Here is a 23,304-nt window from a genome sequence, read left to right on the forward strand (position 1 = left end):
CGCCGATGCGTTGTTCATCCATTCCGTCCCTCGTGGTTTGCCGCCGAGGAACCCGCAGGCCATTTCCGCGTTCCCAAACAAGCTCGTGCTGGAGTGAGGCCACATGACAGAAGACCGCTTGCTTCAGCCCGGTCGCAATTGCTGGCGCGTCGAACCTGCAGATCGCTTCGCCTTCATCGTGGATGCGGCCGATTATTTCGTGGCCGTCCGGCAGGCCATGCTGAAGGCGCGGCATTCGATCATGCTGGTCGGCTGGGATTTCGACGCGCGCATCGGGTTTGGCCCCGGCGGGGACGATGGACCGGAAAGGCTGGGCGACTTCATCCTGTGGCTGGCCGATCGCACACCCTCGCTTGAGCTTCGGTTGCTGCGTTGGGATACCGGCGCCCTCAAGGCGATGCTGCGCGGAAATACGCTCTGGACCATCCTGCGCTGGAAGGCGCATCCGCGTATCACTCTGCGCCTTGACGGGGCGCATCCGCCTGCCGGCTCGCATCACCAGAAGATCGTGGTGATCGACGATTGCATCGCTTTCTGCGGTGGCATCGACATCACCATGGAGCGCTGGGATACGCGCGAGCACCTTGACGACGACCCGCGCCGTGTCAGCCCGGGTGGCCGGCCGCACGACCCGTGGCACGACACGACCAGCGCTTTCGACGGGGCGGCCGCGCGCGCCATCGGCGATCTTGCCCGTGATCGCTGGAATGCCGCGACGGGTGAGACGTTGCCGTCCTGCGACGAATGCCACGACTGCTGGCCCGAGACGCTGACACCGAGCTTTGCCGATATGCGTCTGGCCATCGCCCGCAGCATTCCCAGGATGGACGGCGTTGCCGCCGTGCATGAGATCGAGGCGGCCTATATCGACCTGATCGCGGGAGCGCGGCGGATGATCTATGCCGAAAGTCAGTATTTCGCCTCGCGCAAGATCGCCCATGCCATCGCGAAGCGGCTGGCCGGGGACGACCCGCCCGAGATCGTCCTGATCAACCCCCATAGTGCGAACGGCTGGCTGGAGCCCCTGGCGATGGACACGGCGCGGGCGAAGCTGGTCGAGGCGCTGCGGCGCATCGACCGCCACGGGCGCCTGCGCATCTATCACCCGGTGACGCAGGGCGGGGCCGATATCTATGTCCATGCGAAGGTGATGGTTGTGGACGACCTGGTGCTGCGGGTGGGGTCGTCGAATTTCAACAACCGCTCGATGCGGCTCGACACGGAATGCGACGTGATCCTGTCGGCGGACGAGCCGGGCAACGAACATCTGGCCGAAAAGATCGCCGCCCTGCGCGACGACCTTCTGGCAGAGCATCTGGGCGTGACGGCGGCGGATGTGGCGGCGACGCTGAAGGAAACCGGCTCGCTGATCGCTACCGTCGAGGCGCTGCGCGGTCCGGGCCGTGGGCTGGTGCCTTATCGGATCCCAGAGCTTTCCGATTTCGAGGAGTGGCTGGCCGAGAACGAGATCCTCGATCCCAACGGCCCGGATGAGATATTCGAGTCCACGACCAGGCGCGGGCTGTTCAAGGGGTGGGAGCGGCTGCGGGGCGGGTTCCGGCGCCCGGCCCGGCAATAACGAGCGGCCTCTGCCGCGCTTCAGCGATAGCGAAAGATGTCCGCGTCGGGATCGGGCTTGCCGGCGATGGCGGCGGCGGCGATCTGCGCGGCGATCATCGAGAAGGTGATGCCGTTGCCGCCGAAGCCCATCACCGCGAAGATGCGCTCATGTCCCGGCACGCGGTCGATGATCGGCAGGCCGTCGTCGGTGACGCCGAAAGGCGCGGACCAGGCATAGGCGGGCCGGCCGATACGGATGCCGGTCAGGGCGTGCAGCTTGCCGGCGATCACCTTTGCCTTGGCCGCCAGCTTGGCCGGGTCGGCATTGGTGTTCGCCGCGTCTTCGTCCTCGCCCCCGGCGATGACCCGGCCCGACCCGTCGGTGCGGAAATAGAGATAGGGGTCTGCCGCCTCCCAGACGATCGTCTCTTGCATCCAGCCGGGCAGGCCGGCCACCGGCCTTGATGCCAGCGCCCAGGTCGAGGTGACGTGATGCGACTTCGTCCTCATCTGCGGCAGGTATTCGTAGCCGGTGCAGAAGACTGCGTGCTCCGCCACCAGCACCTCGCCCTTGTGCGTGGCCAGCGCCACGCCCGAGGGCAGTTCGGCCATGTCGGTGATCTCGACCGGCGAGACGATCTGCGCCTTGCGCGCCAGCGTCGCACCAAGCAGCCCGGCCGTCAGTTGCGCGGGATTGGCCGAGGCCGAGGCATCGGACAGGATCGCCGCCGGACGGTCCATGCCGAAGCGGCCGATCAACTCGCCGCGTGCCAGATATTCGGCGCCGATGCCGATTTCCTGCCGCGCCTTAGCCTCGTTCGACAGCGCCCTTGCGCCCATCTCGTCTCCGGCCAGATAGATCGCGGGTTTCGGGCGCATTCGGCAATCGAGCCCCAGCTTTCCGGCCAGCGCGACCAGATCCGCCACCGCCCTGGCCGAGCGCAGCCAGGCGCGGTCGGCATGGTCCTTGCCGATCCTGCGGCGCAACCGGGTCAGGGGCACGTCGATCTCGTGCTGGATCATGGCCGTCGAGGCGGGGGTCGAGCCGCGCACCGGCGGGCGGCGGTCCAGGATCAGGACGGATTTCCCCGCTTGCGTCAGCGCCTCGGCCACCAGCGCCCCCGAGATGCCCGCGCCCACCACGATCACGTCGAAGCGGTCGCCGGTCAGGCGGGGCAGGGGCTTTACCGTCGAGTTCGGCGTCCTGACCCAGAAGGGCGTCCCGGTGCGCAGGTCGTCCTTGCGGGTGTCGGCGTCGAGGTCGGGCATGGTCGAGGCTCCGTCGCTGAAGGCTCGCAGGTCAGGCCAGGTCGCGGACCTTGGGCTCGCGGTCCCAGTAGCGGCGGGAGGCGGTCTTGGGCAGGGCGGCAAGGTCGGTGACGCCCTCGTCCGGCTCGATCCCCGCGCGGTCCAGCAGCGGCTGCGCGCCCGGCGTATGGCCGATGGCCTTGAGATGGGCGAAGGCGTCCATGACGAAGCCGACCGCCGCGCCGTCCCGCGCCAGCTTTTGCGCCGCCTGTTCGGTCAGGACCAGCGCCACCGCGTCGAACAGCACCGAGGGCGAGCCGGCGAGTTGGCCGTCGGCCCTGGCCTCGCCGCCCGACAGCGGGATGCCGCCGACCTTCGGGGCGATGGTGAAGGGCGTGCCGCCGGCCTTTTCGACCGCCGCGACCAGCCCGTCGAGTTCCGCCTTGTCCGTGCCTTCGGCGAACAGGATGCCGACCTTGCGCCCCTTCAGCGTCTGCTGCCAGTTCTTCTGGATCGACAGCGCGTCGGAAGGCTCGATATCGACCGGCTTGCGAAACGGCTTCGCCGCCTTGGGCAGGTCGAGCGCAAGCCCCGCCGCCACCCGCCTGGCCAGATCCTCGTCGATATTGCGCAGATGGCTGACCACGCGGCTGCGCACATGGTCCAGCCCCACCTTGGACAGCTCGAACACGAAGGCCGAGGCGATATGCGCCTGCTCGTTTTCGGTCTGCGAGCGCCAGAACAGGCGCGGCTGGCTGTAGTGATCGCCGAAGCTTTCGGCCCGGATCCGCAGCTTGTCGCCGGAGACCTGCTGCGGCGCGGTGGCGAAGCCTTCGGCGCTGGCACGGGGGCCGGGATCTTCGCCCGCCTGGTCCAGGCTGTTCGGCTCGTAATTGGCGCGGCCCTTCGGCACCTGGGTCTGCATCATCCCGTCGCGCATCATGTTGGCAAAGGGGCATTTCGGCGCATTCACCGGGATCTGGTGGAAATTCGTCGTGCCCAGCCGCGATTTCTGCGTGTCGAGATAGGAAAACAGCCGTCCCTGCAACAGCGGGTCGTCGGAAAAATCGATCCCCGGCACGATGTTGGAGGGCAGGAAGGCGACCTGCTCGGTCTCGGCAAAGAAATTGTCGGGATTGCGGTCCAGCACCAGGCGGCCGACCATGCGCAGCGGCACGATCTCCTCGGGGATGATCTTGGTCGCGTCCAGCACGTCCCAGGGCAGGCTGTCGGCCAGTTCCTGGTCGAAGATCTGCAAGCCCAGATCCCATTCGGGATGGTCGCCGGCCGCAATCGCCTCGTATAGGTCGCGACGGTGATAGTCGTTGTCGGCGCCCTGCATCTTGGCGCTTTCGTCCCAGACCAGCGACTGCATGCCCAGCCGCGGCCGCCAGTGGAACTTGACGAAATGCGTCTCTCCCCCGGCGTTCACCAGCTTGAAGGTATGGACGCCGAAGCCCTGCATCATGCGATAGCTGCGCGGGATGGCGCGGTCGGACATGGCCCAGATCACCGTATGCAGGCTTTCGGGCATCAGCGAGACGAAATCCCAGAACGTGTCATGGGCCGAGGCAGCCTGCGGATAGCCCCGGTCGGCCTCCATCTTGACCGAATGCACGAGGTCGGGAAACTTGATCGCGTCCTGGATGAAGAAGACCGGGATGTTGTTGCCGACCAGGTCCCAGTTCCCTTCGTCGGTATAGAACTTGACCGCGAAACCGCGCACGTCGCGGGGCGTATCGACCGAGCCCGCCCCGCCCGCGACGGTGGAAAAACGCACGAAGGCGGGGGTCCGCTTGCCCTTCCTGGCAAACAGGCTGGCGCGCGTCAGCTCGGGGATCGGGTCGGTGCATTCGAAATAGCCATGCGCGGCCGAGCCGCGGGCATGCACGATGCGCTCGGGGATGCGCTCATGGTCGAAATGAAAGATCTTTTCGCGCAGAAGGAAATCTTCCAGCAGCGTCGGGCCGCGATGGCCCGCGCGCAGGCTGTTCTGGTTGTCCGAAAACGGGATGCCGTGATTGGTGGTCAGGGTCTCGCCGCCGCGCTGCTGCGTTTCGCCGGCATTGCCTTGTTCGGTCTTGTCGGGGATCGGTGCCATCGTTCCTTGCCTGCCGTGAAGGTGGGTGGGCACTGGCACACCGACCAGCGCCGCCGGAGATGGTGCAACGTCGGGCAAGGGCAACGGTTCCCCGCAGGGCATCGTCATGCGCCGGCAAGGCGCGATGGCGCCGAGGCTGCGCAGAGCGGTTTCAGGCAGGCGGCCGCCGCGACCGACAGCTTGGGGCCGAAGGTCGCAGGCCGGCCGCCGCGGGCCTTCGCCAAGGCCGGGATCGTCCGGGCAGAAGCTGCGACCCCCAGGACCTCGGCAGAGCCCGACCCGCTTCGGCCCGTCATGGCGAGACCATCCATCGCATCACCGCTGCGGCCAGCGGTGGAACTTCGTCGGGAACCGGCGGCCCCCCGACCACGCTATATATTCAAGCGTTCCCATCTGGAGTATGAGAAAAGGGGGACCATCCGATGGTCAGAACAATACTTGCCGGAGCCTTTGCGGCCGCTCTTGTCGCCGCGCCGGTGCAGGCGCAGGACAACGTCCGGGACATCGTGGGTGGGATCGCCCGCGAGTATCTGCAACAGGAACAGGACCGTGCCGCCTTCTCACAGGCGCAGAATACCAACACGCTCTCGGCCTATCAGTCCTATTTGCGGCAGTTCCCGAACGGGATGTATGCCGCACAGGCGCGTGATCGCGTGGAACGGCTGGGTGGGGCGACGTCCCGTCCCGAGACCCCGAGCGCCGCGGATACGGCTTCGCTGACGGCCCAGCAGCGCCTTGAGATCCAGCGCCGCCTGAATGCATTGGGATATGAGACCAACGGCGTCGACGGAAGCTTCGGACCGGGGACTCGCCGCGCCATCGCGCTGTGGCAGCGGGACCGCAACTATTCGCAGACCGGCGCGCTGAACGCGGCCCAGGCGAACGAGATCCTGCGGGGAACGACCAGCGGCAGCCGCACCGACAGCGCGGATTCCGCCAGAGGTCCGGCGCAGGTCGAGGCGGCGCTGAACCTCAGCCGCCAGCAGCGCAGCGCGGTGCAGGCGGGATTGACGCGGCGCGGCTTCGACACTCGCGGTGTGGACGGGGTGTTCGGGCAAGGCACCCGCAACGCCATCGCGGCGTGGCAACGGGCCAACGACGAATCCGTCACCGGCTACCTGACCGGAGCACAGGCGGAACGGCTGATCGCCCGCTGAACGGCACGTCTCGATGAGCGCCCGATAACCGTTCTGGCGCTGGAAATCGTGCCGGCAAGCTCACGGCGTCGCGGCTGGCACTATCCTTGCGGCGCCGGCAGGCGGGTTGTGTCGCAGCGATGCGGGAACAATTCCGCCCTCTTGCGGGTTCATGCTTCCGACCGAAAGCGGGAGCGCGCCTGGGCCGGGCAGTTTGTCCGGATGGAGGAAACCATGCCCGTGATCACCAGACTTTACGAAACCTGCAATGACGCCGCCGCCGCGGTGGAGCGGATCGAGGCGCTGGCCCTGCCCGGCGTGGAGCCCTCCGTCATGGGCGGCGAAAGGTTGCGGGACTATCGCGACATGCGCGTCGAGTGCGACCCGGCGACCGGCAGGCGCATTCAGGTGCCCGATCCCGCGCCGGCCACGACAGCCGGTGCAGCGCTTGGTGCGGCGGTCGGCGGCGGGGCAGGGCTGCTTGCGGGGCTTGGCCTTGTCGCCGTTCCCGGCTTCGGCCCGATGATGGCCGCCGGCTGGCTGGCCTCGGCCCTGACCGGCGCTGCCGGGGGTGCGCTTGCCGGCGGCACGATCGGCGCCTTCGTCGATCTGGGCATCCCCGCGGATGACGTGCCGCTTTATGCCGAAACCTTCCGGCGCGGCGGCGTCGCGCTCAGCGTCCGCTTTCCCGAGGAGCACCGGACCGTGGTCGAGGATACTCTGGCCGCGACCGCCCCCTTTGCGCTGCCGGACCTGCGCCGGCGCTATGAGGCCGAGGGCTGGCGCGGCTGAGGCGAATGTGGGTAAGCTGAAGGGGCAAGAAGGGGATATGCCGATGAATCGCGTCACCCTCGCCATCATATGCGTCGCCTTGTTCGGGCTGGCGTCCTGCGGCACGCCGGCCGAGCAATGCGAGGCGCGCGTCGCGGCCGAGCAAAGGAACGTCTCGCGGCTTCTGCAAGAGGTCGAGGCGAACATCGCGCGCGGATATGCCTGGGAGAGCACGGTGAACGACACCGGCTTCCGCCTCTGCGCGGGCGGCTTCCGCGGCGGCTACGGCCGGTTGGGCCTGGGCTATTCCAGTTGCTACGGCGGTCCCGATACGGCGCGCCAGCGGGTGGCCATCGACCCCGCCGCCGAAATGCGCAAGCGCGATGCCCTGCAAAAGCGCCTTGCCGCGCTGTCCTCGCAGGGGGTGCCGCAATGCATCGCGCGCTATGGTGCGGCGAGGTGAGCCCGGACACCGCAAGCGCGTTCCCCGATCAGCCGTCCCAGGTCATATGACCAGCACCCCCAAACGCCGAAGACATGGCACCGGCAGACGTCGCACGCGCAAGGCGTCATCGACGCTGACCCGCGGGCTGAAGCTTGCCATGCGCCTTGCCTCGATGGCCTCGACGGCGCTGAGCGCGATGACGCCCAAGGTCGCGAAACCGTCCCGAACTCCGACGAAACCCGCGAAACGTGCCGGCAGGGTCCAGGGCAAAGCGCGGCAGGGGTCAAGCTTTCGGGCTGGCACGCATGACTGCGACCATGGCAGCAGGCGCTACAAGCTGTTCACGCCCGGCCTCGCGGCGGACGCAAAGCCCCCGCCCTTGCTGGTGATGCTGCATGGTTGCGGCCAGACGCCCGACGATTTTGCCAAGGGCACGCGCATGAATGCGCTGGCCGGCGAGTTCGGCTTCATCGTGGTTTATCCGGCGCAGCCGCGCGATGCGCATCCCAACCGCTGCTGGAACTGGTTCAGCCGCGACGATCAGGCCCGCGGTTCGGGCGAGCCTGCCTTGCTGGCCAGCCTGACCCGCCACATCGTCGACCGGCACGGCGCCGACCCCGGCCGCGTCTATGTCGCGGGCCTTTCGGCCGGAGCCTCGGCGGCGCTGATCCTGGCGGGGGCCTATCCCGAGATCTTCGCGGCGGTCGGCGCGCATTCCGGGTTGCCTGCGGGCGCTGCGCAGGATCAGGCTTCGGCGTTGCTGGCGATGCAGCGAGGCAATCCCGGCCGGCGGCTGGAACATCCGATGCCGACCATCATATTCCATGGCAGCCGCGATCATGTGGTTCACCCCCGGAACGGACGGCTGGCTGCGATCCGGGCGCGCGAGCCCTACGCATCCTTGCGCGCGACCGAGTTTGCAGGCCAGATCCCGAACGGCCACCGCTATGTCAGGACCGTGCATCGGATCGGTTCGGGCCGCCCGCTGGTCGAGCATTCGGGTGCGGCATCCTCGAATTTCGCGGCGAACTCGATCCCGGCGAGAGTGACTTTCAGACTGGACATGGTTTCTCCTTGTTGAGTCAAGCTGGGCATGCGGGGCATGGGAGGCGCTGATCCTTGGCCATGACTTGCCTTACGGGCTTGTGGACGGGTTGGCAGCGGATCGCCTCGATGGGTTCCTTCGCTCAGGCGTGGTCGCTGATGCGTCGCGCGACATGCGCGCCTGCGCGGATCCCGGTCAGCACGCCGTCCCGCATGATGGTCTGTCCGCGCAACATGGTCAGCACCGGCCAGCCAGTCAGTTCCATTCCCTCATAGGGTGTATAATCCGCCCCATCGTTCAGCATCGCATGGGTCAGCCGGTTCTTCGCCCCGGGGTCCCAGATGGCGATGTCGGCATCCGCGCCGACCGCGATGGTGCCCTTTTTCGGGTAAAGGCCATAGGTCCGGGCATGGTTGGTCGCGGTAAGGGCAACGAAGCGATTGATATCGATGCGCCCCTTCACGACCCCTTCCGAGAACAGGATCGGCAGCCTTGCCCCGACGCCCGGAATCCCGTTCGGCACCCAACGGAAGCTGGTGCGACCCTTGGGAGTCAGCTTGCCCTGCGGATCGTCGTAGCGGAACGGGCAATGGTCCGAGGAAAACACGTCGAAAACGCCCTGTTGGAGCCCCTCCCAGCAGGCTTGCTGACTCTCGTGATCGCGCGGCGGGGGTGAGCAGACGTATTTCGCCCCCTCCATGTTCAGCCCTTCCAGGTCACCTTCGGTTAGCGTCAGATACTGCGGACAGGTCTCGCCGAAGATCCTGAGGCCCTTCTGCCGGGCACGGCGGATTTCCTCCATCGCCTCGCGATTCGAGACATGAACGACCATCAGCGGCACTTCGGACAGTTCGGCCAGCGAGATCGCACGATAGGTCGCCTCGCGCTCGGCGATCACGGGGCGCGACGTGGCATGGAAAAAAGGCGCGGTCCTGCCCGCCTGCTCAAGCTGGTCGGTCAGATAGCGGATGACGTCGTAATTCTCGGCATGAACCATGACGAGGGCGCGTGTCTCGCGCGCGACGGCCATCACCTTCAGCAGTTCCAGATCGCTCAGTGCCAGCCCTTCATAGGTCATGAAGACCTTGAACGAGGTATAGCCCTCATGCACCAGCGCGGGCAGGTCCTGCCCCAGAACCTGTTCGGTCGGATCCGAGATGATGAGATGAAAGGACACGTCCGTATGGCAGCTACCCTCGGCCTTGGCGTGATAGTCTTTCAGGCTTTCGCGCAGGGGCACGCCGCTTTCCTGAAGGCAGAAGGGCAGCACCATCGTATTGCCGCCAAGCGCGGCGGAACGGGTGGCGCTTTCGAAATCGTCGGCCATCACGACCCCCTCGCCGGAGGGCTGCGAGATATGGACGTGGCTGTCGATGCCGCCGGGCAGAACCCATTTTCCGGTCGCGTCGATCGTTTCGTCCGCGATGCCAAGGTCGTGGCCAAGCGCGGCGATACGCCCCTCGCGAATGCCGATATCGCATTGGAAGGTATCCGAAGCGGTGGAAATGCGGCCGCCCGTGATGATCGTGTCGAAGCGGGTCATGCGGATTTCTCCTTCTTGCTTCGGGGATTGTGTTCGGCGATTTCGGCGAAGGCGCGGATCATCGCCTCGCCCGTCAGGCGGTTGTGTTCCTGCAGGCGCTCGGCCAGATCGAGACGAGCGCGGGCGCGCAGCGCCACCATGATGTGTTCGTGTTCCTGGTAGGACGTGACCAGACGCTCGTCGAATTCGTTGACGGCGAAACGGTAGCGCCAGATCTTCTGTTGCAGCGCCTCGTAATTCTGCGCCAGCAGGGGATTGCCGGTTGCCTGCGCCAGAAGCTGGTGAAAGGCGTAGTTAAGTCGCGTATAGGCATTCTGATCGCGGCGGGACAGCGCTTCGCCAAGCGCGTGGTGATGTTCCTCAAGCGCGGTCATGGCCGCATCGTTGGCGCGTAGGGCGGCCAGGGTGCCGATCAGCCCCTCCAGCGCGCCCTTCAACTCGAAAATGGGACCGATGGCCGTGGCATCGATGGGGGTGACGACCGCACCGCGATTGGGGCGCAGCGTCACCAGCCCCTCGGCGGCCATGACCTTGAGCGCCTCGCGCAGGGGGGTGCGCGAGATGCCGAAACGTGCGCAAAGCTCGGCCTCGGGAATGCGGCGACCCGCGGCGAATTCGCCCTCAAGCAGGATGTTGCGCAGCTGCCCGACGACCAGATCGTGAAGCGTGGCCGCACTTTCAGGCGCTTCCGGCTCATTTCCGGCTGGTCGTATCATGATCGATGGCCCTCCCATTCCTGCCAATGTCCTCGATATGATCATTGGGCCGGGACGGCGCACAATCCTTGATCGCGCCCTGATACGAACATCTGCCCATAGCCTGCCAGCCTGTCCATCGGCACGCCGGTTTCGCGCAGGCATCCCCAGAGCGTAAAGGCCACCGAGTCCAGGATCGGGATGCCGGTCTGCCGTTCAAGCTCGGGTGCGATCAGCGGGCCGCGCATGTTGGTGCAGACGATGGCGATCGCATCAGGGCGGGCCTGCGCCACATCGAGACACATCTCGCGGATCTCCTCTTCGGTCACCTCCGCGAAAGAATGATTGTCGGACCGCCCGCTATGGCGCTCGGCCACGGTCTCGATGCCGATGGCCGCGTAGTTTGCGATGATCCGCTGCTGCACGTCCCGCGTGTAGGGCGTCACGAGGCCAAGACGCTTGACCCCCATCTCGGCCAGCAGCCGGTTCAGGCTGAGGATCGCGCTGGTCGCGGGAATACCGGTGCGCTTGGTGATCGCAGCGCACAGCCGGTCGTCGGTGTCGAAACCCAGCCAGCTTGCCGAGGTTCCGTTCCAGGCGATGATCGCGGGTTTCGCATCGGCCAGCAGATCCGCGGCCGCGAGGATCGGTTCAAGCGTGAACTGGCTGTTCGAGCCTTCGTCCAGCGCGATTCTGGTCACTCGGAAACGTCCGAAATGCACGCTCACATCTGGATAGAGCGGCCAGGCCATCGCGCTGGTCAAGGGTTCCACAACGGTGTTCGACGAAGGGGTAAGCATCGCGAGCCCGACATTGCCGTCATTTTGCATTCATTTTCACCAAAAGATTCTGCTGTCTCATCGAAGCTTAGGCCAGCTTCGGCCTTGACCGCAAGCCTGTCATGGTGCGCCGCATCCATCCCTTTCTGGATCTCATGGGTCAAACTCCTTCTTAAAATGCTGATTTTTCATGCGTATTTTGGGGAAATTTCTGAAGATGCACAATCTTTCACCCGACGCACTCGTTATTTCTTGCAATGAACATTCGAATCCGCAACAGTCGTGGAAAACAGAGAACCCTTAAAAATGAATTCAAACAGGGAGAAATCAGCATGAAACTGTCGCATACCCTCGCAGCGGCTGGCATGGTGCTGCTTGCCGGCGCCACGCTGGCCGCATCCGATACGCCCCTGCGCGTCGCAGGTAATTTTTCGCAGAACATCACGCAGGTCGAGATCGAGCGGACCTTCTTCAACGGGCTGAGCGAGGCCACAGGCGTTGGTATCTCGATGAACTACAATCCAATGGATGTCGTTGGCGTGAAAGCCCCCGATGCCCTGCGGATGTTGCGCGGCGGGTCGTTCGACGTGATGTCGGTGCAGATCGGCATGGCCTCACGAGACGATCCGTTCTTCGAGGGCATCGACCTGATCGGCGTCGCCCCGGATATGGAAACGCTGCGGAAAGTCGTGGACGCCTATCGCGAACCCTTCGATCAGCGCCTGCAAGAGCGCTTCAACGCCAAGGTGCTGACCCTCTGGCCGTTCGGGCCACAGGTGTTTTACTGCAACCATCCGCTTGAAAGCGTGAACGACCTGCGCGGTCTGAAGGTGCGTTCCTTCACGCCGTCGATGTCGGCGATGCTGGAAAGCTTCGGCGCAACGCCCGTGACCCTGCAATTCTCCGAGGTCTACCCCGCCTTGCAGCGCGGCGTGGCCTCTTGCGGGGTCACCTCGCCTACGTCGGGCAATACCGGCAACTGGCCCGAAGTGACCACTCATTACCTGCCGATGGCGGTATCTGGCTCGGTTCAGGGACATTTCATCAATCTTGCCGCCTGGAACCGCTTTTCGCCCGAAGAGCAGGAAAAGCTGCTGGCCGAGTTCGCAAAACTGGAAGGCGAGATGTGGGATCTCGCCACCAACTCCAGTTCCAACGCCGACGCCTGCAACACCGGGCAGGACGAATGCACGGACTACCGCAAGTTCACGATGCAGATGGTTCAGGTGACCGACGCCGACCGCGAGCGGCTGAAAAAGATCGCGGAAAGTTCGGTCCTGCCGATCTGGAAGCAGACCTGCAACGCAGTGGACCCGCAATGTTCGGAGATCTGGAACGAAACCGCCGGTGCCGCCGCTGGGCTGCGGATTGATTGAGGTCCTGGCGCGCCTCGGTAGAAGCGCGCCCATCAACAAAGGTCTTCCCCATGACTTCTGACAATCCAGTCACGCAGGCGGCCACTCCTCTTGCCCGTTCTTTCGCCCTGATTGCAGGATACATGCTGTTGGGCGTGGCACTTTTCGTGACCGCCGAGATCCTGGCCCGCCGATTCTTCAACATCTCACTGCAAGGCGGCGACGAACTGGGCGGCTACATGCTGGCCATCCTTGCGGCCTTCGGCTTTTCCTATGCGCTGATCGAGCGCGCCCATACCCGCGTCGAGATCTTGATCGAGCGGGTGGGCCCGCGCATCCAGGCGGTGCTGAACATCTTTTCGGCATGGTGCATCGCGCTGATGGCGGTTTTCATGGCGTGGCGCGCCTGGGCAACCCTGATGGAAAGTGTGGAATACCGCTCGCTTTCCGGCACACCGTTGATGACGCCCCTGTGGCAACCGCAATCCTTGTGGTTCGCGGGGCTTCTGCTCTTTGCGGGAGTGGCGCTGGCGGCAGCAGTCCATGCCACCCTTCTGATGCTGCACGACCAGCACAGGCTGAACCGCTTTTACGGCGTCAAGACCCTCGAAGAAGTGATCGAGGAAGAAACCCTCACCTCGGAATCCGGCATGGAGAGTGCAGCAAGATGATCGGTGTTTTCGGAGCCGCGGTCGGCTTTCTCATGATGCTGGGCCTGATGCTGACGGGCTTGCCGGTGGCGGTCGCGCTGTTTCTGACAGCATTCATCGGCGCCTGGGCCTTTCTGGGTCTGCCTACGCTTCTTTCCTTCGGCAACCAGATGTGGAGCGGACAGAACGACTTTATCCTGACCGCTATCCCGCTTTTCATCTTTCTGGGCGAAATCCTGGTGCGCTCGGGCGTGACGGACGGACTTTATCGCTGCCTTTCGGATTGGCTGCGGCGCCTTCCGGGCGGGTTGCTGCATACGAACATCGGGGCAAGCACCTTCTTTTCGGCGGTTTCCGGTTCGTCGGTGGCAACGGCCGCCACCATCGGCACGGTGGCCATGCCGATCATGAAACAGCGCGGCTACGATGCCCGGCTGACCACGGGCTCCATCGCCGCTGGGGCTACGCTGGGCATCCTGCTGCCACCCTCGATCAACATGATCATCTACGGCTCGATGACGAATACCTCGATCGGGCAGCTTTTCGCGGCCGGTGTGGTGCCGGGACTGATCCTTGCCGGGCTGTTCATGGTGCTGATCGCCGGGGTCTGCATCCTGCGGCCCGAACTTGCCGGGCCGATGCTGCCCGCGCGGTCCTGGCCCGAGAAAATCGCGAGCCTCGTCGATATCATCCCGCCGATCGTGATCTTCCTGATCGTGATGGGGACGATCTATCTGGGCTGGGCCACGCCGACCGAATCGGCGGCCATCGGGGTCGTCTGCGGTCTTGGGGTCGCCATCGCCAAACGACGTCTTTCGCTGTCGATGATGCATGAATGCATGATATCGACCGTGCGCATCTCGGCGATGATCCTGCTGATCATGGTGGCGGCGCACTTCCTGAACTTCGTGATCGGGGTGCTGGGCATTCCGCAGGCACTGACGGGCTTTGTCGCCGACGTCGGGGCGGGACCGCTTCAGATCATCCTGCTGCTGATGGTCTTCTACCTGGTCCTCGGCTGCTTCATGGAGACGCTGTCGATGATGATCGCCACGCTTCCGGTCGTCTTTCCGCTGGTCCTGCATCTGGGGATCGACCCGGTGTGGTTCGGGATCTTCCTTGTCGTGATGATGGAGATCGGGCTGATCACACCCCCCATCGGCATGAACCTCTATGTCGTGCAGGGCGTGCGGGGGCATGGCTCGATCATGGACGTGATCTATGGCGCACTGCCCTTCGTGCTGCTGATGCTGGGCTTTGTCGGCCTGCTCATCGTGTGGCCGCAGATGGCCCTTTGGCTGCCGCAGAGGCTGTTCTGAATGCTGATCATCGAGGCGGATCACCTGATCGCCCATGCCGCCGCGCCCCAGCAATCGGGTGCGGCGGTCGTCGTCATCGACGGGCTTGTCCACGCAATAGGGCCGCGGGCCGAGTTGCGGGCGCATTATCCTTTGGCCCGACGTCTTGATCTGGGCGGATCGCTGCTGCTGCCCGGCCTGATCAATGCGCACCAGCACGGGCGCGGGCTGAGCCAAATTCAGCTTGGTTATCCCGACGACCAGCTTGAACCATGGATTGCGCGCAGGCGCGGGAGGGGTGCGCCCGATACCTATGCACTGACCCGGCTTGCCGCGCTGCGAATGCTGGCAAATGGGGTCACCGCGACACTTCACGCCAATTATAGCTACGCTTCGGGCGATTACGAGGCCGAACTGCGCGCAGCGATCCGCGCCTATGCGGATACCGGACTGCGGGCTACCATCGCGGTCGGATATGCCGACCGTGGCGCGCTGATATATCCGCCCGACGATGAGGCGGCTTTCGTCTCCACGCTTTCGGCCAAGGCACGCGAGCTTATTCGCGCCGGGCGCCCCGCCTATCTGCCGCTGACCGAAACGCTTGACCTCATGGCACGGCTTTGCGCCGAATATGCCGGGCATCCGACGCTGAGTTTCGCCTATGGTCCTGCAGGACCGCAATGGGTCAGCGACGAGGCCTGGCGCGTATTGGCGGGCGATGCCGCACGGCGGGGCCTTGGGTTGCATTTTCACCTGCTGGAATCGCCTGCGCAGGCAGCGTGCGCACGACAGCTTTATCCCTCGGGCGTACTTGCGCATTTGGAAAGGCTCGGTGTGTTTCAAGCGGCGGCCAGCGCCGCGCATTTCGTCCATGCGACCGAACGCGATATTGCCGATGCCGCACGGCTTGGCATCGCGATCGTGACCAACCCGGGTTCGAATATGCGTTTGGGCAATGGCCCACCGCCGCTTGACGCGCTGCACCGGGCGGGGGTGTGCATCGCCATTGGCAGCGACAACTGCACCTTGCAGGATGACGAGGATCTGCTGGCCGAACTGCGCCTTGCCGATGCGCTGACGCGACGGGGTCGCGCCGATGATGTGACGGGCGGAATGTGGATGCTCGACGCCGCGACAGGTGCTGGGACGCAGGCGGCTTTCCTGAACGGGGCCGGCGCAATCGCACCAGGAATGAAAGCAGACCTGATCGCACTTGATCTTGATCCCACGCAAGGCGCTTTTCTCGACCCCGATATGGGGTTGTTGGACGCCACCATGGCCCGCGCCAAGGGGCGTGACGTGACGCTGACGATGGTTGCTGGGCGCATCCTTTATCATCAGGCCAAGTTTCCCGGCGCTGATCTGGCGCAAGCCCGCCGTGCCGCCTGCCGGACGGCATATGCGTCCCGATCAGTGGGACCCGACACCCAAGCTGCAGCCGAAGAAATCGCCGAAACCCTACGCCGTCATTACACGCAACCAGTCAGGACCTGACCTTGTTGGACGGGAGTGCAGCCGTGAAGCGGAAACGTAAAGGGACATGCCCGTGATCGAGCGGCCAACAAGACCGAAGTCGGAGGCACTTTCTATTTTGCGCTTGGTTGGGAGGTCGCCATTTTCATGCTCTGTCCTGATCCGCATGATCGTGTGTGACCGTCCAGGCCGGCTCGCCGTCAGCAATCCCGGCTATGCGTTTCTGGGCGAGGTGATCGCCCGGCTGACCAGCGGCAGTCGGCAATGGTGCTGCGCTGTTCGCATACAGGCGGCCGGACTGTGCGCGAGGCAATGGATGCGTCCGCCGATCCGGTGATCTTCTCGCATTCCAATGCCCGCGCCGTCTGGGATCATCCGCGCAACATCCCCGACGACCTGATGCGCGCCTGTGCCGAACGGGGCGACGATCTGCGGATGATCGCACCCCGGCGCCTGCCGGCGCTGGCCCAGCGACTTGTCGACCGGGGATACGGCGCCGCTGCGCTGGCGAAGATCATGGGCGGCAATCTTGAACGCATTGCGCGGCAGGTCTGGAAGACGGGCTGACGAGCGGAACCACCCTGGGCAACCCGTCGCGCCACCCGTTCGGGCGAAGGTGCGACGGGCGTCGCGCTGTCAGGGAATGCGCGGCCGGTCGATGAACTTGCGCAGCGCGAAATGCGTGCGCACGCTGCGCACCCCGGCAATCTTCAGCAGCTTGCCTTGAAGGAAATCCTGGTAATCCTCGAGGCTGCCGACGACGACTTCAAGCAGGAAGTCCTGCGAGCCGGTCATCAGCATGCCGGCCACCACCTCGTCGAACTGCGCGACCTTCTGTTGCACCAGCTCGATCTCGTCGCCGTCCTGTCGCTCCAGCTCGACCGAGACGAAGGCGGTGATCCCGAAACCGGCGGATTTGTGGTCGATGCGGGCGGCATAGCCGGCGATCACGCCGCCCTCTTCCAGCCGTTGCAGCCGCCGCTTGCAGGGCGTGGCCGAGAGACCGACACGATCGGCCAGCTCGACCACGGGAATCCGGCCCTCCTGACCAAGAACGCGCAGTATCCGGCGATCAATCGAATCGATGGTGATATTCACGCAAATATCCCTGAACCATAGAGATAATCACTCAAGATTATGCCATAAAGCTTTCATATAGGAGAGTTTCACCGGGTAAAAGCGCTATAATCGCCCAATCATCAAGGCGAGGAGGAAATCATGGCGCTTGTGATCACGGATGAAACGCCGCCGGCGGGCTATGAACGGCTTGTCCATGTCGAAGATGTCGAAAGCGGCCTTGACGCTTTTATCTGCATCCACTCCACCGCTTGCGGTCCCGCGGCGGGAGGATGCCGGATGTGGAACTATGCCTCGCTTGACGATGCACGCCGCGATGTGCTGCGGCTGGCGGAGGGGATGACCTGCAAGAACGCCATCGCCGATCTGGGCCTTGGTGGCGGAAAGTCGGTGATCATCGGCAATTCGCGCACCGACAAGTCGGAGGCGCTGTTCCGCGCCTTCGGCCGCGCGGTCGACAGTCTGGGCGGGCTTTACTACACCGCCGAGGACGTCGGGATCACGCCCGACGACATGGCCATCGTGGCAAGCGAAACCCCCTATGCGGTCGGGCTGAACAGCGGCGCCCATGCCAGCGGCGATCCGTCGCCCTTCACCGCCGAGGGCGTGTTTCAATGCCTCCGGGTCGGGGCCGAGCAGGTCTTCGGCAGTGCCGATCTGACCGGAAAGCGGGTGTTGGTGCAGGGGCTGGGCCATGTCGGCATGGCGCTGGCCGAAAAGCTGCATGCGGCAGGGGCCGTGCTTATCGTGTCCGATCTGAACCAGAATGCGGTAAAGCGTGCGCAGACCGATCTGGGCGCAGAGATCTGCAGCCCGGAAGAGGTGTTTTCCCAGCAGATGGATATTTTCGCGCCCTGCGCCCTGGGCGGTATCCTGACCGCCGAGACGGTCGCGCGGCTGACCGCGAAGGTCGTCTGCGGGGCGGCGAACAACCAGCTTGCCACCCCGGACATCGCCGGGCATCTGCGTGCCCGCGGCATCAGCTATCTGCCCGACTACGTCGTCAACGGCGGCGGCATCATCAGCGTCGCGGGCGAGATACACCGCCGCGGCGAAAACTATCGCCGCGAACGGCTTGCAGGCATCGCCGAGCGTATCCGCCGCATCCTGGCGCTGAGCCAAAGCAGCGGCAAGACCACCACCGAGGTCGCGAGCGACATGGTCGCGGATATTTTGGCGCAGGCGTCCTCCCGCCGGGTCCTGGCCTGATCCTCGGGACAGCAGCTCCTGCATCGCACCATCCCCTGAAAGCAGGGGGTGGCGCCGCAATTTCTATCGAAAGGGGGCCCCGTTGAGCCAGGCCTTGCCAGAGGTTTCCGCGTCTGCGGGACGAAGTGCCGATCCCTTGCCTGATCGCGATCCGGTTGTCGCCGGGGCAGCGCCGGCGTCTGCGCATCTGTCAAGGCTGGCGCGGGCGGCCACCGATCACAGCCCCCTGGAGGATATGCAGGGCATTTTCACGGGCGCATTGCTGGGGGCGCTGGGGCTGGCGCTGCTGTCGCATCTGGGGTTGCTCACCAGCGGCGCCGCCGGGCTCGCGCTGATCGTTTCATATGCGTCGGGCCTTGATGTCAGCCTGTCGATGCTGCTGGTGAACGCGCCGTTCCTGGTGCTGGCCGGTCTGCGGATGGGGCGGGCCTTTACGATCAAGACCCTTGTGTCGGTCGGTCTCTTGTCCTTTCTCACATCGCTGCAACCCCACCTCGTCAGTTTCGGTCGTATCGAGCCTGCGGCGGGCGCGGTGATGGCGGGTCTGTTGCTGGGCTTCGCCGTTCTGGCGCTTTTCCGGCACCGGGCCAGTTTTGGCGGTGCCGGCATTCTGGCGATCCTCTTGCAGGATCGCCGTGGCTGGCGCGCAGGCTATACCCAGCTTGCCATGGACCTGGTGGTCCTGGCGGCGGCGCTGGCGGTCGCAGACCGCAGTTCGGTCGCTTACTCGCTGATCAGCGCGATGGTGCTGAACCTGTTTCTGGCGATCAACCACCGCACTGACCGCTATGTCGCGCGGTAGTTCGCGTATTCGCGCGCCGGAATCGGCCGGCATCGCTCTCTGACAAAATGAAAACAGAGAAGTCATTTTCTAACAGTGCATATTCGTCCTTGGCATATCGACGTCGGGGAAGAGAGAAGGTCGGCCCGACCATCTCTACAGCGACCAGCATCTCAACCTTGTCGCTTTGGGATCGTCCGGGCGGACCTGGCGGAACGAACTGGAATTTCCGCTGGCCGAGACGGCGCTGGACGACCGTGTGACCCGCCCTCGCTCCATGTCGGCCTGGATCTTGCCAAGGTGTTCTCGCAGCCGCGCCTGCGCATCGAGGGGGCGGAAGGTGCCGGGGCGGTCATCGGCATGAGGGGGCGGTCGGAAAGGGCACGCTGGATTTCGGATATGCCATGTTCGTGCAAGCATCGGACAATATCGCCATGCCAGGCGGCCGGTTCTACTTATTGCTGAGCCTTCGGATGTGAACGGCCATCCTTCCGCCTTGCACCGGCGGGCCGCTTCGCGCCGCATCGGCGATGCTGCCGCGTTTGATCAGCCATAGGAATGTCGGCCGCGGCGGCGAATGTGCTTCCGTCAGAACCCATACCTTGCCGGCAGAAACGGTTCCGGCGCTGTCGCAGGAGGTTCGCTCGACATCAGGGCAGCCAGGTGTCGGCCGCTGGCGGGGCCGAGCGTCAGGCCCTGGTGGCCGTGGCCGAAATTGACCCATAGCCGTGGAAGCCTTGTGGATTCCCCGATCAGCGGGATCATGTCGGGCAGGCAGGGGCGGGTGCCTGTCCATGGCTGGATCTCATCGGCCCGCCCGATGTCCAGGATACCGCGCGCCGCCGTTTCGGCGCTGGCCAGTTGCGCGTAGTCCGGCGGAAGGTGCAGCCGGGCAAGATGCGCGCCGGTGGTGATCCGCAGCCCCTGTTCGACCGGGGTGGCGACGTATCCGTGGTCGGTGTCCAGCATCGGCACGTTCAGCGGAACCGGCGCGGTATAGTGGCGATGATAGCCGCGCTTGTAGACCATCGGGACGCGGATTTGCAATCCGGCCAGCAATCGCGGTGTCCACGGGCCGGCGGCAAGCACCAGATGCGGCGCCGACCAATCGCGCCCTGCCGTCTTTGCCGTCCAGCCGGTGGCGGTTGCCCGGATCGCGGTCACCTCGGCCCCGACGATATGCCCGCCTCGGGCGACGAGGGCAGCCGCATAGGCCGTGGTCAGGCGACCGGGATTGCTGACGCTCCAGGGATCGAGCCAGTGGATGGCGCCTGCACCGGGCTCCGTGATGGCCGGTTCGGCCGCCTGAAGCGCCGCCGCATCCATCACCGCCAGGTTCAGGCCATGACGCGCGGCCATCTCCTTGCTGCGGCGGGCGGCAGCCTCGAACACGCGCGGGTTGCGGAAGTATTCGCGGTATCCGGTGCGACGGACCAAGCTTCCCGCGCCGGAGGCGTCGATGAAATCCCGATGCGCCGCCAGCGAGGTTCGGATCAGGCTTTCATAGGCCGCCGACAGGAGGGCATGGCGCGCGGGGGTCGAGTGGAACCCGTAGCGGACCAGTGCGCCGGCCTGCCATGCCAGTTCGCGCCATCGCGCGCGGACATCGTTCCTGCGGCCCAGAAGCACCCCCAGCAGGAAACCGGGCCCAAGCGGCATCGCATAGGGGGCGACGGCCTCGCGCTGGAGGATGCCGGCATTGCCGAAACTGGTTTCGCAGCCCGGCTCCTTGCGGTCGATGACGGTCACGGTCCAGCCGCGCTCCTGCAGTGCCAGGGCGGTAGAGACGCCGACGATGCCGGCACCGATGACAAGGGCCTCGTTCATTGCGGATAACGGCCTCTCATTCCCGACCTGCAAGGTGACGCAGGAAATAATCGACAGTCCGGCGAAGGGCATAGGGGTGAAAGGCAACGCCATGGCCGGCGCCCGGCACGATGAGCATGTCGAAATCGGCATCGGCCTTCACCAGCGCATCGACAAGGCGCAGCATCTGGCTGGGCTGGACATTGTCGTCCATCTCTCCCTGAACCAGGAACAGCTTGCCGGCGATCCGGTCGGCCACATCGGCGCTGGCCAGGCCGCGGCGGGAACCGGCATCCATGCCCTGGAACATCTCTGCCCAGTTGGCGATATACAGCGAAACATCGTGGTTGCCGCAGATCGACACCCCGACGGTGAAGAAATCGGGATGGACCGCCATCCCGCGAACCGTCGCGTAGCCGCCGCCCGAGAACCCGGTCAAACCGACGCCCTCTGCAATGTCCATCCAGGGGCGATCTGCCGCCAGGGACCTGATGGCCGTCACATGGTCGGCAAGGCCCCCGCAGCTTTCCATCCTTCCATGGGAATGCAGCCAGAAATCCCGGGATCGTCCCGGTGTTCCGGGGCCGTCAAGCAGAAGCGTGACGAAGCCCGCCGCGGCGAGGCCCTCGGCATATCGGGCATAGGTTGTCTGGCCGAACGATTTCGGCGCCATGAAGACCTGCGGACCGCCATAGATGACGTCGATGACCGGATAGGATTTCTCCGGATCGAACCCCGGGGGCTTGTAGAGCACCCCCCAAAGCTCCGTTTCGCCGTCCAGGGCCTGGACATGAAACGGCTCGGGCAGCGGCATGTCGGCGGGCCAGGCTGCCCCGGCATCCGCATGTTCCAGCGTCGTGACCACCCTGCCGTTCCGGTCATACAGGGCCGAGACGGGCGGCCGGTCCGGCGCTTCATGGGCGGCGACGAAAAACGTTCCGTCGGGGCTGGTCCCGTTCGGATATCGCCCGCTGCCGGCCGGGACTTGCGTCAGCGCGCGTGACGGCAGGGACAGGTCATGGTTGAGATCCTGATGGGTCAGGCGGCGCAGATCCGTTCCGTCGAAGCGGATCGAATAGACCTGGAGGTAATAGGGATCCAGCCGCGGCTCACGGCCTGCGGCAGCGAAGAGGACGGTTTCGGCATCCTCGTCGACATGGAGGATCGAAACGACGTTCCATCCGCCCGCGGTGATGCGGCGGCGGCTGCGCGGATCGCCGGGCTCGACGAAATAGAGATGGCGCCAGCCGTCAGCCATCGACGACCAGAGGATGCGGCCGTCGCGCAGCACCTGTGGTTGCGGGCTCGGGCTGAAACATGGCCTCCCCGCCGCGGGGCCCTCCTCGATGACCAGTCGCCTGGTGTCGCCGGTTGCGGTGTCCACCTGCCAGAAATCCAGCCGATCTCCGTCGCGCGATCCTTCATGCAGGTAGAAGTGACCTCCGTTGTCGGACCACCAGGCGGGATAGCTGATCAGCGGATTGGCGCCAAAGCTGACCAGTCGATCCATCCTGGCCGGCACCCGCTGTCCGTTCCTGTCGATGAACCACAACTCGCTCAACGCGCCATGTTCATCGCCGGGAACGGGATAGGGAAAGCTGTGAAGCCTGGGACGCGATCCATCCGGCGGGATCGCCTCGATCAGATGGGCAAGGGGAACCTGGCGCAGATCGGTGCGCAAGGTTGCGATCCGGCTGGAATCCGGCGACCAGAGCGCAATCGGCGGACAGCGGGCTTCCGCGAGGTTGTAGTCGAAACCGAGAAAGCCGCCGTAGCCGTTCCCGGCTTCGCCGTCGCTGGTCAACGGACGCTTGCCCGAATGATCGACCAGCCAGAGATTGTGATCCCGGATTACCAGACGCGCCGAATGATCCGGCGCCACGTTTTCGGCCGGTGCCGCCACGGGGCCCAGATCGGTCAAGACCAGCCCATCGCGCGTGGCTCGCCAAAGGCGCTCGTCCAGGCGGAATTCGATTGCCGTGGCATCGCGGGCAAGCCGCACATCCACAGGCTCGGCCGCCTCCGGCGCGACCGGCAATGCGGCGATCCGCGCGGCAAGCGCCTTTCGGTCGAAAAGGGGCGCGACCCTTCCCGTCCCGGCCTCGACCAGCAGGTAGTCCGTTCCGTCCGGCGTGCGGCGGCAATAGGAAAAGAGCTTTCCGTCATCGGACCAGAACGGGCGAACCGTGTCGTTGAAGACCCGGACATTGCGCAGTCCCGAGGCAAGGTAACGTGCCCGCTCGTGCGGGTCGGTTCCGGTCGAACTCCCGTTCGCGAGCATGTGTTCCTCCCTCTCCCAGCGCCATCATGTCATAGGGCAGGAATGCAACTA

The 23,304-nt window shown here is 65.0% G+C and carries 20 protein-coding genes; 12 read left to right on the top strand and 8 right to left on the bottom strand.

Annotated features, from left to right (window positions below; genetic code table 11):
- Positions 1–103: 103 nt before the first annotated feature.
- Positions 104–1,579, top strand: coding sequence for a phospholipase D-like domain-containing protein (locus tag BLT64_RS19305; RefSeq protein ID WP_011750831.1), 1,476 nt, complete (start codon positions 104–106; stop codon positions 1,577–1,579).
- Positions 1,580–1,599: 20 nt separating this feature from the next.
- Here BLT64_RS19305 and BLT64_RS19310 read toward each other — a convergent pair whose 3' ends face one another.
- Positions 1,600–2,829, bottom strand: coding sequence for an NAD(P)/FAD-dependent oxidoreductase (locus BLT64_RS19310; protein WP_011750832.1), 1,230 nt, complete (start codon positions 2,827–2,829; stop codon positions 1,600–1,602).
- 31 nt (positions 2,830–2,860) lie between these two features.
- Positions 2,861–4,909 (bottom strand): catalase, encoded by a 2,049-nt coding sequence (locus BLT64_RS19315; protein ID WP_041530701.1) that lies wholly within the window; start codon positions 4,907–4,909, stop codon positions 2,861–2,863.
- Positions 4,910–5,331: 422 nt separating this feature from the next.
- Between BLT64_RS19315 and BLT64_RS27165 the strand changes: the two genes are divergently transcribed.
- The 4 genes from BLT64_RS27165 (at position 5,332) to BLT64_RS19340 (ending at position 8,342) form a co-directional block, all read left to right on the top strand.
- Positions 5,332–6,066: a peptidoglycan-binding domain-containing protein gene (locus tag BLT64_RS27165; RefSeq protein ID WP_011750834.1), complete on the top strand. Its 735-nt coding sequence runs from the start codon at positions 5,332–5,334 to the stop codon at positions 6,064–6,066.
- Positions 6,067–6,279: 213 nt separating this feature from the next.
- Positions 6,280–6,837 carry a hypothetical protein gene (locus BLT64_RS19330; RefSeq protein ID WP_011750835.1) on the top strand — a complete coding sequence of 186 codons (558 nt, stop codon included), beginning with the start codon at positions 6,280–6,282 and terminating at the stop codon, positions 6,835–6,837.
- 43 nt (positions 6,838–6,880) lie between these two features.
- Complete coding sequence (locus BLT64_RS19335; RefSeq protein ID WP_128493111.1) at positions 6,881–7,279, top strand: hypothetical protein; 399 nt, start codon at positions 6,881–6,883, stop codon at positions 7,277–7,279.
- A gap of 139 nt (positions 7,280–7,418) precedes the next feature.
- Positions 7,419–8,342, top strand: a complete 924-nt coding sequence (locus BLT64_RS19340) for an extracellular catalytic domain type 1 short-chain-length polyhydroxyalkanoate depolymerase (RefSeq protein WP_232290649.1) — start codon at positions 7,419–7,421, stop codon at positions 8,340–8,342.
- 106 nt (positions 8,343–8,448) lie between these two features.
- On the opposite strand, the gene hydA is transcribed toward BLT64_RS19340, so the two are convergent.
- Genes hydA through BLT64_RS19355 form a run of 3 tightly spaced genes read right to left on the bottom strand, consistent with a single transcriptional unit; the run spans position 8,449 to position 11,374 of the window.
- Positions 8,449–9,849, bottom strand: a complete 1,401-nt coding sequence (gene hydA / locus BLT64_RS19345) for a dihydropyrimidinase (RefSeq protein WP_011750838.1) — start codon at positions 9,847–9,849, stop codon at positions 8,449–8,451.
- Positions 9,846–10,565, bottom strand: a complete 720-nt coding sequence (locus BLT64_RS19350; protein ID WP_011750839.1) for a GntR family transcriptional regulator — start codon at positions 10,563–10,565, stop codon at positions 9,846–9,848. The genes hydA and BLT64_RS19350 overlap by 4 nt, the downstream gene beginning before the upstream one ends.
- Before the next feature lie 41 nt (positions 10,566–10,606).
- Positions 10,607–11,374 carry a maleate cis-trans isomerase family protein gene (locus tag BLT64_RS19355; RefSeq protein ID WP_011750840.1) on the bottom strand — a complete coding sequence of 256 codons (768 nt, stop codon included), beginning with the start codon at positions 11,372–11,374 and terminating at the stop codon, positions 10,607–10,609.
- A 206-nt stretch (positions 11,375–11,580) separates the two neighbouring features.
- On the opposite strand from BLT64_RS19355, the gene BLT64_RS19360 reads away from it, so the two are divergent.
- The 5 genes from BLT64_RS19360 to BLT64_RS26955 all read left to right on the top strand — a co-directional run bounded on the left by BLT64_RS19360 (position 11,581) and on the right by BLT64_RS26955 (position 16,666).
- The gene (locus BLT64_RS19360) at positions 11,581–12,699 is read left to right on the top strand and encodes a TRAP transporter substrate-binding protein (protein WP_232290650.1); all 1,119 of its coding nucleotides are present in this window, start codon (positions 11,581–11,583) and stop codon (positions 12,697–12,699) included.
- Positions 12,696–13,349, top strand: coding sequence for a TRAP transporter small permease subunit (locus tag BLT64_RS19365; RefSeq protein ID WP_233902072.1), 654 nt, complete (start codon positions 12,696–12,698; stop codon positions 13,347–13,349). Before BLT64_RS19360 ends, BLT64_RS19365 begins: the two co-directional genes overlap by 4 nt.
- Positions 13,346–14,647 carry a TRAP transporter large permease gene (locus BLT64_RS19370; RefSeq protein ID WP_011750843.1) on the top strand — a complete coding sequence of 434 codons (1,302 nt, stop codon included), beginning with the start codon at positions 13,346–13,348 and terminating at the stop codon, positions 14,645–14,647. The genes BLT64_RS19365 and BLT64_RS19370 overlap by 4 nt, the downstream gene beginning before the upstream one ends.
- Entirely contained in the window at positions 14,648–16,120 is a 1,473-nt protein-coding gene (locus BLT64_RS19375; protein ID WP_011750844.1) for an amidohydrolase family protein, read from the top strand.
- 243 nt (positions 16,121–16,363) lie between these two features.
- The gene (locus BLT64_RS26955) at positions 16,364–16,666 is read left to right on the top strand and encodes a membrane dipeptidase (RefSeq protein WP_011750845.1); all 303 of its coding nucleotides are present in this window, start codon (positions 16,364–16,366) and stop codon (positions 16,664–16,666) included.
- 69 nt (positions 16,667–16,735) lie between these two features.
- On the opposite strand, the gene BLT64_RS19385 is transcribed toward BLT64_RS26955, so the two are convergent.
- The gene (locus BLT64_RS19385) at positions 16,736–17,197 is read right to left on the bottom strand and encodes an Lrp/AsnC family transcriptional regulator (RefSeq protein ID WP_011750846.1); all 462 of its coding nucleotides are present in this window, start codon (positions 17,195–17,197) and stop codon (positions 16,736–16,738) included.
- A 120-nt stretch (positions 17,198–17,317) separates the two neighbouring features.
- On the opposite strand from BLT64_RS19385, the gene BLT64_RS19390 reads away from it, so the two are divergent.
- The gene (locus BLT64_RS19390; RefSeq protein WP_011750847.1) at positions 17,318–18,385 is read left to right on the top strand and encodes a Glu/Leu/Phe/Val family dehydrogenase; all 1,068 of its coding nucleotides are present in this window, start codon (positions 17,318–17,320) and stop codon (positions 18,383–18,385) included.
- A 235-nt stretch (positions 18,386–18,620) separates the two neighbouring features.
- Positions 18,621–19,187: a YitT family protein gene (locus BLT64_RS19395; protein ID WP_128493113.1), complete on the top strand. Its 567-nt coding sequence runs from the start codon at positions 18,621–18,623 to the stop codon at positions 19,185–19,187.
- 567 nt (positions 19,188–19,754) lie between these two features.
- On the opposite strand, the gene BLT64_RS19405 is transcribed toward BLT64_RS19395, so the two are convergent.
- Complete coding sequence (locus BLT64_RS19405) at positions 19,755–20,993, bottom strand: NAD(P)/FAD-dependent oxidoreductase (RefSeq protein ID WP_011750850.1); 1,239 nt, start codon at positions 20,991–20,993, stop codon at positions 19,755–19,757.
- Positions 20,994–21,009: 16 nt separating this feature from the next.
- Complete coding sequence (locus BLT64_RS19410) at positions 21,010–23,253, bottom strand: S9 family peptidase (protein ID WP_011750851.1); 2,244 nt, start codon at positions 23,251–23,253, stop codon at positions 21,010–21,012.
- Positions 23,254–23,304 lie beyond the last annotated feature (51 nt).

The organism is Paracoccus denitrificans, assembly GCF_900100045.1.
GTDB classification, from domain to species: Bacteria; Pseudomonadota; Alphaproteobacteria; order Rhodobacterales; family Rhodobacteraceae; genus Paracoccus; species Paracoccus denitrificans.